Source organism: Streptomyces sp. NPDC006711 (assembly GCF_042869775.1).
In the GTDB taxonomy this organism is placed as follows: Bacteria; Actinomycetota; Actinomycetes; order Streptomycetales; family Streptomycetaceae; genus Streptomyces.
This window is the reverse complement of sequence record NZ_JBIAGO010000014.1, coordinates 24,976-38,424: the sequence shown is the minus strand read 5'-3', so window position 1 is coordinate 38,424 and position 13,449 is coordinate 24,976. Positions and strand designations below refer to the sequence as shown.

At 70.5% G+C, this 13,449-nt stretch carries 11 protein-coding genes; 8 read left to right on the top strand and 3 right to left on the bottom strand.

Annotation, left to right across the window (positions count from 1 at the left end; genetic code table 11):
• Positions 1-48: 48 nt before the first annotated feature.
• The 6 genes from ACFYM2_RS24890 to ACFYM2_RS24865 all read left to right on the top strand — a co-directional run bounded on the left by ACFYM2_RS24890 (position 49) and on the right by ACFYM2_RS24865 (position 9,140).
• Positions 49-1,644 carry a long-chain-fatty-acid--CoA ligase gene (locus ACFYM2_RS24890; protein WP_388839166.1) on the top strand — a complete coding sequence of 532 codons (1,596 nt, stop codon included), beginning with the start codon at positions 49-51 and terminating at the stop codon, positions 1,642-1,644.
• A gap of 41 nt (positions 1,645-1,685) precedes the next feature.
• On the top strand, positions 1,686-1,943 hold the full coding sequence (locus ACFYM2_RS24885) for a phosphopantetheine-binding protein (RefSeq protein WP_359005242.1): 258 nt from the start codon (positions 1,686-1,688) through the stop codon (positions 1,941-1,943).
• Positions 1,930-6,201: an amino acid adenylation domain-containing protein gene (locus ACFYM2_RS24880; RefSeq protein ID WP_388839163.1), complete on the top strand. Its 4,272-nt coding sequence runs from the start codon at positions 1,930-1,932 to the stop codon at positions 6,199-6,201. Before ACFYM2_RS24885 ends, ACFYM2_RS24880 begins: the two co-directional genes overlap by 14 nt.
• A gap of 70 nt (positions 6,202-6,271) precedes the next feature.
• Positions 6,272-7,300 (top strand): ABC transporter substrate-binding protein, encoded by a 1,029-nt coding sequence (locus ACFYM2_RS24875; RefSeq protein ID WP_359005248.1) that lies wholly within the window; start codon positions 6,272-6,274, stop codon positions 7,298-7,300.
• 74 nt (positions 7,301-7,374) lie between these two features.
• On the top strand, positions 7,375-8,340 hold the full coding sequence (locus ACFYM2_RS24870; RefSeq protein ID WP_350234405.1) for an iron ABC transporter permease: 966 nt from the start codon (positions 7,375-7,377) through the stop codon (positions 8,338-8,340).
• The gene (locus ACFYM2_RS24865; RefSeq protein WP_359005251.1) at positions 8,337-9,140 is read left to right on the top strand and encodes an ABC transporter ATP-binding protein; all 804 of its coding nucleotides are present in this window, start codon (positions 8,337-8,339) and stop codon (positions 9,138-9,140) included. The genes ACFYM2_RS24870 and ACFYM2_RS24865 overlap by 4 nt, the downstream gene beginning before the upstream one ends.
• On the opposite strand, the gene ACFYM2_RS24860 is transcribed toward ACFYM2_RS24865, so the two are convergent.
• The 3 genes from ACFYM2_RS24860 to ACFYM2_RS24850 form a co-directional block, all read right to left on the bottom strand.
• Positions 9,133-9,726 carry a DJ-1/PfpI family protein gene (locus tag ACFYM2_RS24860; RefSeq protein ID WP_388839160.1) on the bottom strand — a complete coding sequence of 198 codons (594 nt, stop codon included), beginning with the start codon at positions 9,724-9,726 and terminating at the stop codon, positions 9,133-9,135. The two genes, ACFYM2_RS24865 and ACFYM2_RS24860, sit on opposite strands and share 8 nt — an antisense overlap.
• Positions 9,727-10,063: 337 nt before the next feature.
• Positions 10,064-10,759, bottom strand: coding sequence for a sigma-70 family RNA polymerase sigma factor (locus tag ACFYM2_RS24855; RefSeq protein ID WP_388459899.1), 696 nt, complete (start codon positions 10,757-10,759; stop codon positions 10,064-10,066).
• Positions 10,760-10,911: 152 nt separating this feature from the next.
• Entirely contained in the window at positions 10,912-11,568 is a 657-nt protein-coding gene (locus ACFYM2_RS24850) for a hypothetical protein (RefSeq protein WP_388839157.1), read from the bottom strand.
• A 348-nt stretch (positions 11,569-11,916) separates the two neighbouring features.
• Here ACFYM2_RS24850 and ACFYM2_RS24845 point away from each other — a divergent pair, with 348 nt between their 5' ends.
• Entirely contained in the window at positions 11,917-12,447 is a 531-nt protein-coding gene (locus ACFYM2_RS24845) for a DUF6234 family protein (protein ID WP_388839154.1), read from the top strand.
• 80 nt (positions 12,448-12,527) lie between these two features.
• Entirely contained in the window at positions 12,528-13,433 is a 906-nt protein-coding gene (locus ACFYM2_RS24840) for a phenylalanine 4-monooxygenase (protein WP_359005263.1), read from the top strand.
• Positions 13,434-13,449: the final 16 nt, after the last annotated feature.

Here is a 13,449-nt window from a genome sequence, read left to right as displayed (position 1 = left end):
GCAGACCGACCCGGCAGACCGAGAGCAGCACGAGAGGCAGACCCGACCATGGCCGACCCGTCCGCGCCCGGGACACCCGGCGAACGGCTGCACCACCCTCAGCTCAAGACCCTCGTCGATACGGCACGTTTCCACGCCGCGCGCAGTCCCCTGGTCACCGCTGTCACGTGCGAGAACCGCGACCTCACGTACGCCGAACTGCACCAGGAGAGCAGCCGCACGGCCCACGCCATCCGCGGCGCCGGCGCCGCGCCAGGGGCTCGCGTCGCCTATCTGGGCAAGGAGTCCGAGCACTACTACGAGATCCTGTTCGGATGCGCCAAGAGCGAGACCGTCCTGGTGCCGATCAACTGGCGGCTGACCGCCCCCGAGGTCAGCCACATCCTCCAGGACTCGGGAACTGAACTCCTTTTCCTGGAAGAGGAGTTCGCCCCCGTCCTTGACCGGCTGCCGCATACCGCGTTGCCGAAGACGGTGGTCAGGCTGGGCACGCAGGACGGCTTCGTCGCCTGGAAAGCGGACCACCCGGACACCGAACCCGCCTCCTCGCCCACCCCCGACACACCCGTCGCGCAGCTCTACACCAGTGGGACCACCGGCCTGCCCAAGGGCGTCGTCCTGGCCCACCGGAGCTTCTTCGCCATCCGCGACGCCCTGGCGAACGGCCAACTCGACTGGATCGACTGGCGAGTCGGTGACGTAGCCCTGGTGGGCATCCCCGGATTCCACGTCGGCGGCCTGTGGTGGGCCACCCAGAACTTCAACGCCGGCGTCACCGTGGTCGCGATGCGCGCCTTCGCCCCCCGTGAGGCGATCGACCTCATCCGCGACAAGGGCGTCACCACCGCCTGCGTGGTCCCGGCCATGCTGCGCATGATGCTGGCCGAGCCCGGCGTGCGGCCGGACGACTTCAGCACGCTCCGCAAGATCGTCTACGGTGGCTCGCCGATCTCCGAGGCCCTGCTTGAGGAGAGCCTGGCCATGTTCGGCAGCGAGTTCGCCCAGATCTACGGCCTGACCGAGACCGGCAACACCGCCGTGTGCCTGCCGCCCGCCGACCACGTCCCCGGCCACCGCCGCATGAAGGCCGCGGGCCACCCGTATCCAGGGGTCGCCAGCCGGGTCATCGACGGGGACGGCAAGGAACTGCCGCCGGGTGCCGTCGGTGAGATCTGCCTGGCCACGCCGGCACACATGGTCGAGTACTGGGGGCTGCCCGGCAAGACCGCCGAGACCCTGGTCGACGGCTGGATCCACACCGGCGACGCCGGATACGTCGACGACGACGGTTACGTCTTCATTCAGGACCGCATCAAGGACGCGATCCTCGTCGCGGGCGAGAACGTCTACCCCGCCGAGATCGAGAACGCCCTGGAGCGCCACCCCGGAGTGGCCGAGGCGGTGATCGTGGGCGCCCCGGACGAACGGTGGGGCGAGAAGGTCCACGCCTTCGTCGTGCCCGTGGCCGGGCAGGAACCCTCCCCACGGGATCTGCACAGGTTCCTCGTGGACCGCCTGGCCGCCTTCAAACTGCCCGCCGCCTACGAGTTCATCGAGCACGTCCCGCGCAACCCCAGCGGCAAGATCCTGCGCCGGGAGCTGCGTGACCGCTTCTGGAGCGACGCCGACCGCAAGGTCAACTGACCGGCCCCCGCCACCCCGTGCGGCTACCAAGAAAGAACACCATGCCTGAGCCCCTGACGCTGGACGCCTTCCGAGCGGATCTGGCGGAGTTCCTGCACCAGCGACCCGACGAGGTCGACCTGGAGGAAAACCCCCTGGACGCCGGCCTGGACTCGCTGCGCATCACCACCCTCGCCGAGCGCTGGCGCGGCGCCGGCGCGGAGGTGAGCTTCGTCGAGCTCGCCGAGCGCACCTCCTTCGGCCAGTGGTGGCAGCTGCTGTCCGAACGCCAGGCGGGAGCGGCGCATGCCGACGCCTGAGCCGCACGCCGAGTGCCACCCCCTCCTCACCGCCCAGGAGGGCATCTGGACCGGCCATCACCTCGATCCGGGCAGCCCCGCCTACAACACCGCCGAATATGTGCACATCCACGGCCCGGTGGACCCGGCCGTCTTCGAGAAGGCGCTGCGTCATGTCGTGGCGGAGGCCGAGGCCCTGAACGTCCGCTTCGTCACCGACGAGACGGGCCGGCCCTGGCAGGTGAGCGTCCCCGGCATCGAGTGGGAACCGCACATCGCCGACCTGACCACCGCCGCCGATCCGCACCAGGCGGCCCTGGCGTGGATGGCCCAGGACATCGCCCGCCCCCTCGATCTGGAACGCGACCTGGTCTTCGGACACGCCTTGTTGCGCACGGCCCCCGACGCGTTCCTCTGGTATCACCGCGTCCACCACATCGCACTCGACGGATTCGGCCTGTCCCTGGTCGCGCACCGCGTGGCGCAGGTGTACACCGCTCTGGTGCGGGACGCCCCGCTGGGCGAGAGCGGCTTCGGCACCCTGGAGTCGGTCCGGCAGGAGGAGACGGCCTACCGCGCCTCGGAGCGTTTCGCCAAGAACCGCGCCTACTGGACGCGGCGCTTCGCCGACCGCCCGGCCGTCCCCAGCCTCACCGACCAACAGGCGCTGCCCGCCCGCGATTTCCTGCGGCGCGTCGTCGACCTGGATCCCGCCGAGACACAACGCCTGCGTGCCGTCGCGGACGACTTGTCGGTGACCTGGTCCGATCTCCTGCTCGCGGTCACCGCCGCCTACATCCACCGGGTCAGCGGCGCCCCCGAGGTCGTACTCAGCGTGCCGGCCATGGGCCGCCTCGGTTCGGTGTCCCTGCGCGTGCCCTGCATGGTGCGCAACATCCTGCCCCTGCGCCTCGCGGTGGACGAGCAGGACGGCCTTCGGGCGCTGTCCGCCAAGGTGGCAGCGGAGCTCCGGGCCAGCCGCCCGCACCAGCGGTACCGCTACGAACAGCTGCGGCGGGATGTGAAGCTGGTCGGCGGCGCGCGACGGCTGTCCGGGCCGGGCGTGAACATCATGCCCTTCGAGTACGACCTCCGGTTCGGGGGCCACCGCAGCACGGTCCACAACGTCTCCGCGGGGCCCGTCGACGACCTCGCGGTCAACGTGTACGACCGCGCCGAGGGCGCCGGCCTGCGCATCGCCGTCGATGCCAACCCCGACCTCTACGACATGGCGGACCTGGCCACGCACCAGCAGGGCCTGCTGACTTTGCTGCGCGAGGCCCTGTCCGCGCCGGACCGTGCGCTCGGCCGGCCCGCGTACACCATCGTGGACGGCGGCCCGCTGCCCGGCCCGGCCCGGCCGGTGCTGAGCCGCATAGCCGACCATGCCGGCAGGCGCGGTGGCTCCACCGCCGTGGAGCACGACGGGCGGAGCATCACCTACGCGGAGCTGTTCGGTTCCGCGCGGCAGCTCGCGCGCCGACTCTCGGCCCGCGATGTGGGCCCCGGCGCGGTGGTGGCCGTCGCCCTGCCGCGCGGCATCGACGCCGTCACGGCGATCCTCGCCGTGCTGATGTCGGGCGCCGCGTACTGCCCGCTCGATCCCGACGCGCCGGAGTCGAGGACGCACGCGCTCCTGGACAGCGCGCAGCCCGCGCTCGTCCTCACCGACAGCGCCCACGCCGATGGCTGCGCCGGCCGGCCGACCCTTGTGCTGGACGTCCTCGAAGACGCCGCCGAGGCGCCCCTCGCCCCGGCCGCGACGGCGAACGCTCCGGCCTATCTCATCCACACCTCGGGCTCCACCGGCCGGCCGAAGGGCGTGGAGATCAGCCACGGCGCGCTCGCCACCTTCGTCGCGGGCGCCGCGCACCGCTACGGCCTGCGCCGCGAGGACCGCGTCCTACAGTTCGCGCCCCTGCACTTCGACGCCAGTGTCGAGGAGGTCTTCCTCACCCTGTGCACCGGGGCCACCCTCGTCATCCGTACCCGCGAGATGACCGAATCGGTGCCGCAGTTCTCGCGCGCCGTCGACCGCCTGCGCATCAGCGTCCTCGACCTTCCCACGGCCTACTGGCACGAACTGGCCTACGCCGTCTCCACCGGCACCACCACGCTGCCCGACGGGGTGCGGACCGTCATCATCGGCGGAGAGGCCGCGCTGCCCGAACGCGTCGCCCGCTGGCGGAACGCGGTCGGCGCATCCGTCCAGCTGTTCAACACCTACGGCCCGACCGAGGCGACGGTCGTGGCCACCGTCGCCGCACTCCACGACGGCCCCGCCGACACCGGTGACGTGCCGATCGGCGTTCCGCTGCCCGGCATGCGCACCGCCGTCGTCAAAGGCGAGCTCTACCTCTTGGGTGACGCACTGGCGTCGGGCTACCGTGGCGCGGACGCCTCGGACGACGCCCGGTTCGCGCCGCTTCCCCAACTGCCGGGCGCGCCAAGGGCGTTCCGCACGGGCGACCTGGTGCGCCTCGGTGACGACGGACAACTGCGTTTCCTGGGACGGTCGGACGACGAATTCAAGATCAGTGGACATCGTGTCCACCCCTCGGAGGTCGAGGCCGCCCTGCTGGCCCAGCCGCACATCCGCGAAGCGGCCGTCGTCGGGCAGGTGCTGCCGGACGGGACGCGCCGGCTCGCCGCCCACATCGTCGCGGAAAGTCCCCGGCCCACCGCCGCCCAGGTGCGAGAAGGGCTGCGGAAGGTCCTGCCCCCTGCGATGGTGCCCTCCGCCGTGGAGTTCACCGAGCGGCTGCCCCGCACCAGCACAGGGAAGATCGACAGGAACGCTCTGCGTACGGTCGTGGAGGAGCGGGCTGTTCCGGCCGAGGACGGGGACGGCCTGGTGGCGGCCATCACCCGTATCTGGGCCCAGGTTCTGGGTCTTGACGACATGACACCCGAGGACGACTTCTTCGACCTCGGCGCTCAGTCCCTCCAGGCCATCCAGGTCGCCAACCGGCTCGGTGTCGAGCTGGGACGGGAGGTCCGCGTCGCCTGGCTCTTCGAGCACCCGACGGCCGCCGGCCTCGCGCACCGTCTGGAGCACCGCGCGGACGCACCGGCCGCCGCGTCCACGTCGCCGGAGGCGGTGTTGCCGGGGGCGGTCCTGGCCGATACCGTCCTGGACGACGACATCCGGCCCGGTGGCTCGCGCCGTACGGCCGGCCCGCCCCGCACCATTGTGCTCACCGGCGCCACCGGATTCGTCGGCCCCCACCTTCTGGCCGAACTCCTGAGTACCACCGACGCCGAGATCGTCTGCCCGGTCCGGGCCGCCACCCCCGAGGAGGCTACCGACCGCATCCGTAGGGCCCTGGCCGCTCAGGAGATCCCGCTTCCCGCAGGGGGCGAACGCATCACCGCTGTCCCGGCCGATCTCGCCCGCCCCCATCTGGGCCTCGGCGCCGAGCGGTTCGCCGAACTGGCCGAGACCTGCGACGCCGTCATCCACAACGCGGCGACGGTCAGCATCATGCGCGAGTACGCCAGCCTGCGCGCCGCCAACACCGAAGCGACCCGTCAGCTGCTGCGGATGGCGTCCGCGCGCTCGATCCCGGTGCACCTGGTGTCGACGCTGTCCGTCGCCCCGCCCCGCAGCCGCAGCCCCGAAGTACCGGAGGCGTTCTTCCCGCCGCATCCGGGGCTGGTCAGCGGCTACCAGCAGTCCAAGTGGGCGTCCGAACGCCTCCTGGAGCAGGCGGCCGAACGCGGCCTGCCGGTCACCCTGCACCGCCTGGGCCGCGTGACGGGAGCACCGGAGACCGGCCAGGTGAACCAGCGCGACTTCCTGTGGAGCGTCCTGGCCTCCGGCATACCCGCCGGCATCGTGCCCGAGCTGTTCGACGCCGAGGTGTGGACCCCCGCCGACTACGTCGCCCGCGCCGTCGTACGGCTGGCCCTGACCGCCGCGCCCGGCACGGTCTTCAACCACGCCCCCGTCGCCCCCGTACGCCTGGCCGACGTGTACGACTGGGTGCAGGAGTACGGCTACGCCGTCAAACAGATCCCTCTGACGCGGTGGCGCGTGGAACTGCCCCGCTCGGCGGACGTGGCGGCGACGACCGGAGCGTTCTTCGATTCCCTGGATGCCGGCGAAGACGCCGAGCCGGAGCTCGCGCTGGGCCGCGTCCGGGCGGACAACGTGCTGCGCGGGCTCGAAGGCACCGGCATCACGTGCCCTGAGGCCGATCGGGCACTGGTGTTCCGGTATCTGGACCACTGTGTGAAAACCGGAACCCTGCCGCCCCCCGAACGACGGAAGGACTGACCTGCCGGGAACTCGGACGCACCTCGCACCGACTACTTGATTGGAGCACTTCCCGTCCCAAGGAGATCGTGTGCAGACGAAACGGCCCGCTGCCGTGGCCCTGGCCGGCGCCCTGTGTCTGGCGGCCACGGCATGCGGGGCCTCGACGTCCCCGACGGCCAAGGCCGCCGCGGGCACGAGCGCCCCCGGCTATCCGGTCACTCTCAAGAACTGCGGAGCGACGACCACCTACAAGAAGGCGCCCAGTCGGGTGGTCGTCATGAACGGCGCCTCCGTCGCCGAGGTCTCCTCTCTGCTGGCGCTGGGGCTCGGTGACCGCATCGTGGCGAACCAGCAGTCCTACGGCCGCTCCGAGGTCCCGGGCCGGGCCGCGGCCATCAAGAAGCTGCCCACCGGCCACATCACACTCAACGACGCCTACGACGTCCCCCGCGAGGCGATGCTCGGCCTGGCTCCGGACCTGGTGCTGTCCACCACGTCGTACGGCTTCGACGCCAAGAACGGCTTCGCGACCCGTGCCGACCTCACGACGGTCGGCGCCAACTCCTATATTTCTCCGGGGGGTTGTGACCAGGACACCTCCCACATGACCATCGACGACAGCTATCAACTCCTGCGCGACCTGGGGAAGATCTTCAACGTCGGCGGGCGTGCCGAAAAGCTCATCACCGAGTCGCGAGAGCGGATCAGCGGCATCTCGGCCAAGGTGAGGAGTGAGAAGAAGCCCAACGTCATGGTGGTGTTCTCCAACATGAGCATGGGCGGCAACGACTTCAGCTCCATCGCGGCCCACGGCATCTGGAACGACATCCTGGACAAGGCGGGCGCCAACAACGCCTTCGCCTCCACCTCAAAGAGCACCTTCGCCGACCTGAGCAAGGAGAAGGTCGCCGCCGAGCAGGTGGATGCCCTCGTGGTGATCAGCTACAACGACCCGAACCCCGAGGCGTACGCCCGCAAACTGCTCAAGGAGTTCCCCCAGTGGCCGGCCGCGAAGAACGAGCGCTCCCTCGTGCTGTCCGACTCGATCTACCTCGGGCCCAGCAACGACCTCGCCGTGGAGAAGATCGCCAAGTTGCTGCACCCGAACGCCTTCTGACCCGGCCGGGCCGACGCGGGCGGCCCAACCCCGTCCTCGTGCTGCTGGTGCTGCTTGCCGTGCTCCTGGGCGCCATGATCGTGGCCATCGGCATCGGCGCGGTGACCGTGCCCACGGGTGAGGTGTGGCGGATCATCTGGCACCATCTCACCGGCGGCGGGACGGTCGCGGATCCCGCCATGGACCAGATCGTCTGGAACTTCCGTACGCCACGCGTCGTGCTGGCCGCGCTCGTCGGCGCCGGACTGGCCGTCACCGGTGTGGTCCTTCAGGCCGTCGTCGCCAACCCGCTGGCCGACCCGTATGTGCTGGGCGTCTCCTCCGGTGCCTCGCTGGGCGCGGTGCTCGTCATCACGCTCACCAGCGGCGCGCTGGGCGGGCTCGGCGTGTCCTCCGCCGCCTTCCTCGGCGCCGCGGCGGCGGCGGCCCTGGTCTTCCTCCTCGGCCGCAAGCAAGGACGCCTGGCACCCACCCGCCTGGTGCTCTCCGGGGTCGCTGTGGGCTACTTGTTCCTGGCCGCCACCAGCTACCTCCAGCTGCGGGCCACCCCGACCGAGCTGCGCACGGTCATGTTCTGGATGCTGGGCAGCGTCGCCGGCGCCCAGTGGGGACAGCTTCCCGCGGTCGCCACCGTCGTCCTCACCACCACGGTGGTCCTGACCCTCTTCGGCCGGCGGCTCAACGCGCTGCTCGTCGGTGACGAGTCCGCCACCGCCCTCGGCGTCGACGTGCACCGCCTGCGCGCCGTCCTGCTGGTGCTGTCCTCGCTGGTGACCGGCACGGTCATCGCCGTCGCCGGCGGGATCGGCTTCGTCGGTCTGATGATCCCCCACCTGGTGCGCCTCACGACCGGCGCCGACCACCGCAGACTGCTCCCCCAGGCCGCTCTGGTCGGCGCCATCTACCTGGTCGTCGTCGACCTGCTCTCGCGCACCGTCAACCGCCCCAACGAACTGCCCCTCGGTATCCTCACCGCCCTGTTCGGGGCCCCCTTCTTCCTGTGGCTGCTGCGCCGCAACAAAAGCCTGGACACCGCATGAAGCTCACCGTCGAACAGATCCACGTCGAACTCGGCCACCGCCCGGTCCTCCACGACGTGAACCTGGAGGCGCGGCCCGGTGACATCGTCGGTCTCATCGGGCCCAACGGCAGCGGCAAGTCCACGCTGCTGCGCACCATTTACCGCTCCCTGCGGCCCCACCACGGCGTGGTGCGGGTGGACGGCGACGACGTATGGACCCTGTCCGCCCGCAGCGCCGCCCGCCGCACCGCCGCCGTCCTCCAGGATGCCGGCGGCAGTCCGGCCGGCATGTGCGTCACCGAGATCGTCGCCCTCGGACGCACCCCGCACCACGGGCTGGTCGGCCGTGACAGCGTCGAGGACCGCGAGGCCGTGGAAGACGCGCTCGACCTGTGCGGCATCCGCCACATGGCCGAACGCGATGTCTCCTGCCTGTCCGGCGGCGAGCGTCAGCGCGTGCTCCTGGCCCGCGCGCTCGCTCAACGCCCACGGCTCCTCGTCCTGGACGAGCTCACCAACCACCTCGACATCCGCGCCCGCTTCGAAGTCCTCGACCTCATCAGGGCGACCGGCATCACGACCCTCGCCGTCCTGCACGACCTCGATCTGGCCGCTCGTCTGTGCGACCACCTGGTGGCACTTGACTCCGGCCAGGTGGTGGCCGCGGGCCCGGTCCTGGACGTACTGACCTCAGGACTGCTGCGGGAGGTGTTCGGCGTGGCCGCCACCGCGGACCGCCACCCCGACGGCGTCGTCCGCATCACCTACGCGGCTCAACCCCTCGCCCTTGAGCGGCTGACGGAGGCCGAAATCAGCTGACGGGCCGTTCGTACTGCATTCCCTGGCGGACCAGGGCCGCCGCCTGCGCGTCGCCCAGCCGCTCCACCAGGTGGAAGGCCATGTCGATGCCGGCGGACACGCCCGCGCTGGTGACGATGTCGCCGTCGTCGACATACCGGTCGCGGGCACGGACGTCGACGGTGTCGTCGATGCCCGCCAGTGTCGCGGCGAAGTCGCGGTGCGTGGTCGCGGGACGCCCCTTCAGGAGCCCGGCCGCCGCCAGCGTGTGCGAGCCGGTGCACACGCTCGCCAGCAGCACCCCCTGGTCGTGCAACTGCCTCAGCCAGTCCAGATGGGCGGTGTCCTTCCCGAGCACCCGTGTGCCGTCACCGCCCGGGTGGATCAGTACGTCGAGTGCGGGGGCCGTGGCGAAGTCGTGATCCACGCCCAGGCGAAGCCCCTTGGCGCAGCGCACCGACTCCTCCCCGCGACCGATCGTGACCAGTCGGACGGGAGCCGTGGCGACGTGCGCGGCCCAGAAGCCGAAAACCTCCCACGGTCCGACGACATCAAGTTCCTCGGCGTCCTCGAACACGAAGACACCGACGGTCAGAGAAGTCCCCATGCCGACGAGCTCACCCACTCTCCCTGCGGGCCGACCGGTCACACCCCCGACCGGTTGTGGCCCCCGCCCAGTTGGGGACCCAGCCTGGCACGAGTACCGGCGCCGGTACTCGAAAGGGGCAAGCGAAGAACCCGAAGGAATGACGTGCGCGTCCCGGCCTCGGCGCCCCTTCCGCTTCCGCGTGCGAAAAGGGCACTGCACAGCGACAACGCCCGTTCCAGACCGCCAAGTCCCACTCATTTCAGGGGCATGGGGCAGCTGCATGAGGCAGGCGTACGGGGATCACCAGGGAGGCTCGGTGCCCGCCCGCCGGGGCACGCGCCGAGCCTCCCGTTGGTCAGGCCGCCGCGGCTGCCAGGACGGCTACCGCGGAGCGGGACGGCCCGATGGCCGGCAGTGGATCACCGATGTCCGGACAGGGCTCCTCCGGCTCGGCAAGCAGCTCCAGCAGCGTCCCGCGGGCCCGGGCGACACGGGAACGGATCGTGCCGACGGGACAGTCGGTGACATCGGCCGCTTCCGTGTACGACAAGCCCAGCAACTGGGTGAGCATGAACGCCTCACGGCGCTCGTCCGGCAGCGTGGCAAGCAGGTCGAGGAGCGCGATGCCCTCCTCGAACCCCGGCACGTCGACCGGCTGGGTCTGTTCGGCGGCGCGCCGCCAGTCGTGACGATCGGCCAGGCGGGGCCGCGCGGCGGCACGCCGGAAGTCGTCGATCACCGCCCGACGCGCGATCGACAGCAGCCAGGCCCGGGCCGAGGAGCGCCCCTCGAACCGGTGCAGACTGCCCAGCGCCCTGATGAACGTCTCCTGGGTCAGGTCGTCCGCCGACTGCGGGTCCGCGCTCAAGTGCGCGACGTACCGCTTGACGTCGTGGTGCAGGGCCTGGATGAACCGCTCGACGGCCTCGGCGTCGCCGCCTCGGGCCTCCAGCGCCCATCCAGTGATCAGTTCGTCGACCTCCTGAGTGTTCTCGTGTTTCCTACGTTTCTTGCGGCGCCCAGGTAACGGGGGCAGGGCAGGAGTAAGCACCTTGTGTCCTTCACGAATCACGCGTGGAACAGCGGCGCGCGGACACGCCGGTTCCAGCACCAAGGGGACGGCGGCCGTGCGTGCGGGCACGGCCGCGGACCGAGGCGCGAAAGTCGACGACTTCCGGAAGCGACCTCGGGAAAACCGCTGTTCTAGACGACAGCGGTCCTCATGGGTGGTCCCCGAGTGGTGATCGCGTGAACAAGATGGAGACGGCACGGCACCCAGCGCGAACGGCTGCGCCGCACCAGACGGCGGGGCCGACGCGGCAGTGCGGGCAGGGTGATCACCAGCCGCAACGGCGCGGCCAGCCACCCGCCCACGGCACGCAGCAACCGGTATGCGACACGCTCGCCGTACCCCAGCCACAGGCCGCACAGCACGGCGACCACCAGGTGAGCCATGGACATGCCCCAGGACGGCATACCGCTCATCAGCCAGTGCCCGAGGCCGCCCTCACCGGCGCTCGTGTGAACCGGGTTGCCCATGCCCACGTGCGTCCGCGTGGTCATGGAGTGGCCATGCAGACCACTCATGTCCATGGCGCCCATCGGCATCGCGCGCATCGCCTTGCCGGGCGAGTCCGGTACGGTCTCCGCCTGCGCGAGCGCGAAACCCCAGTGGAGCACTGTCTGAGCGCCGACCACGAGCGTCACGATGAGTGTCAACCCGCGTTCCCGGCCGGCCAGCGTCCAGCTGACGCCGCCCGTTGCCGCGAACCCGGCCAGAAGTGCCCACCAGGGCACAGTGCAACCCGACATCATGATGTGCCCCAAGGCGGCGAGCAGCACGCACATGGCCGCGAACACTGCGGCCCGTACCGTACGCGCACACCACCCGGCATCCATGACAGGCTTCATCCTTGCACTCGAACTGCCGTCGTCACGGATCGGTACGCGAATTCACGGGGTGACCCACTCAATGGAACCGGCGTGATGCAGAACTCGGCCGCGTCAGGGAACTCACCACACGTTCCATCCGACTCTTAAAAGGGGATCACGTCTCATGGGACGTCACACCGCGCTCGCCCGTGACAGGACGTCGGCCACAGCTCGCGCCCCTAACAGCCAGCCAAGCCCAGGCCGCAGAAGGCGAGTTGAGCGCCTGAGTATCCGTACTCATGCGCAAGCGCAGCAAGTACAGGCACCGTGTCGGACATGAGCAACTTGCCGCCTGCTCCTCCCGTTCCCCCCTCTGCCTACGGGGACGTACCCGACCGGCTTCACCGGGGTGCGGATGCCGCGATCGGCTGTGCGCTAGGACTTCTGGAACTAGTGGCGCTTGCCGTCTGCGTGGTCGTGTGGCCGTTCATCGACCTCTTCGAGCTCGACCCACAGGCCCCACAACACCCGTACGTCTTCTGGCACTACGCGCCGGCGATCGCCGTGCTCGGCGGCGTGGTGGTCATCGTGGGGCTGGTCGCCATCAAGGGCGGGGCGCCGATCACGGCCGTCTCTCAGCTCTTGATGGCCCTGCTGGTGGGCGCGGTGCTCGTCCTCGGCTCCGTCGCACAGCAGCACGATGACGACAAGTTCCGTTCAGCCCCCGAACCGACCTGCCGAGCGCTGATCGCGCCGCCCGTGCCCCCGGCTGCCCCAGCATCGACACCGGACCACTCGATGACCCGGCCTGGCTTCGCGGTCATCTGCCAGACCGAAGCGCGCCAGCACATGGCAACTGACACGTGAGTGGGCCTGACGGGGGAACATATGTGCCTCCCGGCGCGTTCCCGGCCTCTTGTCGTGTGATGCCGCCGAGAATGGCCCGTGTGATCAACTGGCTGCGGCAGACCCCACTGGATACCCACGGTTCACGGCTGGGCCACGCGGATGATCATCCGGGGTTCGCCGACCCGGCGTACGTCCGCCGCCGTGACGCGATCGTGGCCGCGGCCGAAGGGCACCGGGTGGGCGACCCGTCGCCGCCCGTCCGCTATCGCGAGTCCGAGCACTCCACTTGGCGTACGGTGCACGCCGCGCTCACCCGGGCCCAGGAGGGGCGGGTGTGCCGGGCGGTCACGCGGGCGCGCGAGGCGGCGCCCGTACCGGCCGACGGGGTTCCGCAGCACGAGGAGGTCTCCGACCGCCTCCAGCCCCTCGGCGGCTTCCGGTTCACCCTGGCCGGCGGGATCGTGCCCAACAAGCGGTTCCTGGGCGCCATGGCGGACGGCTACTTCCACGCGGTGCAGTACGTACGCCACCCCGCCGTGCCCCTCTACACCCCGGAACCGGACGTCCTGCACGACGTCTTCGGCCACGGCACCCACCTCTGCGACCCATGGTTCGCCGACCTGTACCGCACAGTGGGGCGGGCCGCGGCCCGGGTGGAGTCGGACGACGCGCTGGATCTGATCAGCCGTGTCTACTGGTTCACCCTGGAGTACGGCATCGCCTACGAGGACGGGCAGCCCAAGGCGTACGGCGCGGCGCTGCTGTCCTCCTACGGGGAGCTGGAGCACTTCACCCGCGCCGACATCCGCCCCTTCGACATCCCCGAACTCGTCCGACTGCCCTACCAGGTCGCCGGCTACCAGCCCGTCCTGTACGCCGTCGACTCACTGCCGCGCCTCGCGGAGCATCTGCACGGCTTCCTTGACGACTTCGACGAGGACACACGGGACCGCCATGGCCTGCCTGCCCTGTCGGAGCGCGGCTTCATGGGTCGCCCGCGCTGAGTCGGCCGCTGCGTGG

Bases quoted from the DNA above. Each gene is read 5' to 3' on its own strand.
- ACFYM2_RS24890 (WP_388839166.1), top strand. From the start codon at position 49: ATGGCCGACCCGTCCGCGCCCGGGACACCCGGCGAACGGCTGCACCAC.
- ACFYM2_RS24885 (WP_359005242.1), top strand. From the start codon at position 1,686: ATGCCTGAGCCCCTGACGCTGGACGCCTTCCGAGCGGATCTGGCGGAG.
- ACFYM2_RS24880 (WP_388839163.1), top strand. From the start codon at position 1,930: ATGCCGACGCCTGAGCCGCACGCCGAGTGCCACCCCCTCCTCACCGCC.
- ACFYM2_RS24870 (WP_350234405.1), top strand. From the start codon at position 7,375: ATGATCGTGGCCATCGGCATCGGCGCGGTGACCGTGCCCACGGGTGAG.
- ACFYM2_RS24865 (WP_359005251.1), top strand. From the start codon at position 8,337: ATGAAGCTCACCGTCGAACAGATCCACGTCGAACTCGGCCACCGCCCG.
- ACFYM2_RS24860 (WP_388839160.1), bottom strand. From the start codon at position 9,726: ATGGGGACTTCTCTGACCGTCGGTGTCTTCGTGTTCGAGGACGCCGAG.
- ACFYM2_RS24845 (WP_388839154.1), top strand. From the start codon at position 11,917: ATGAGCAACTTGCCGCCTGCTCCTCCCGTTCCCCCCTCTGCCTACGGG.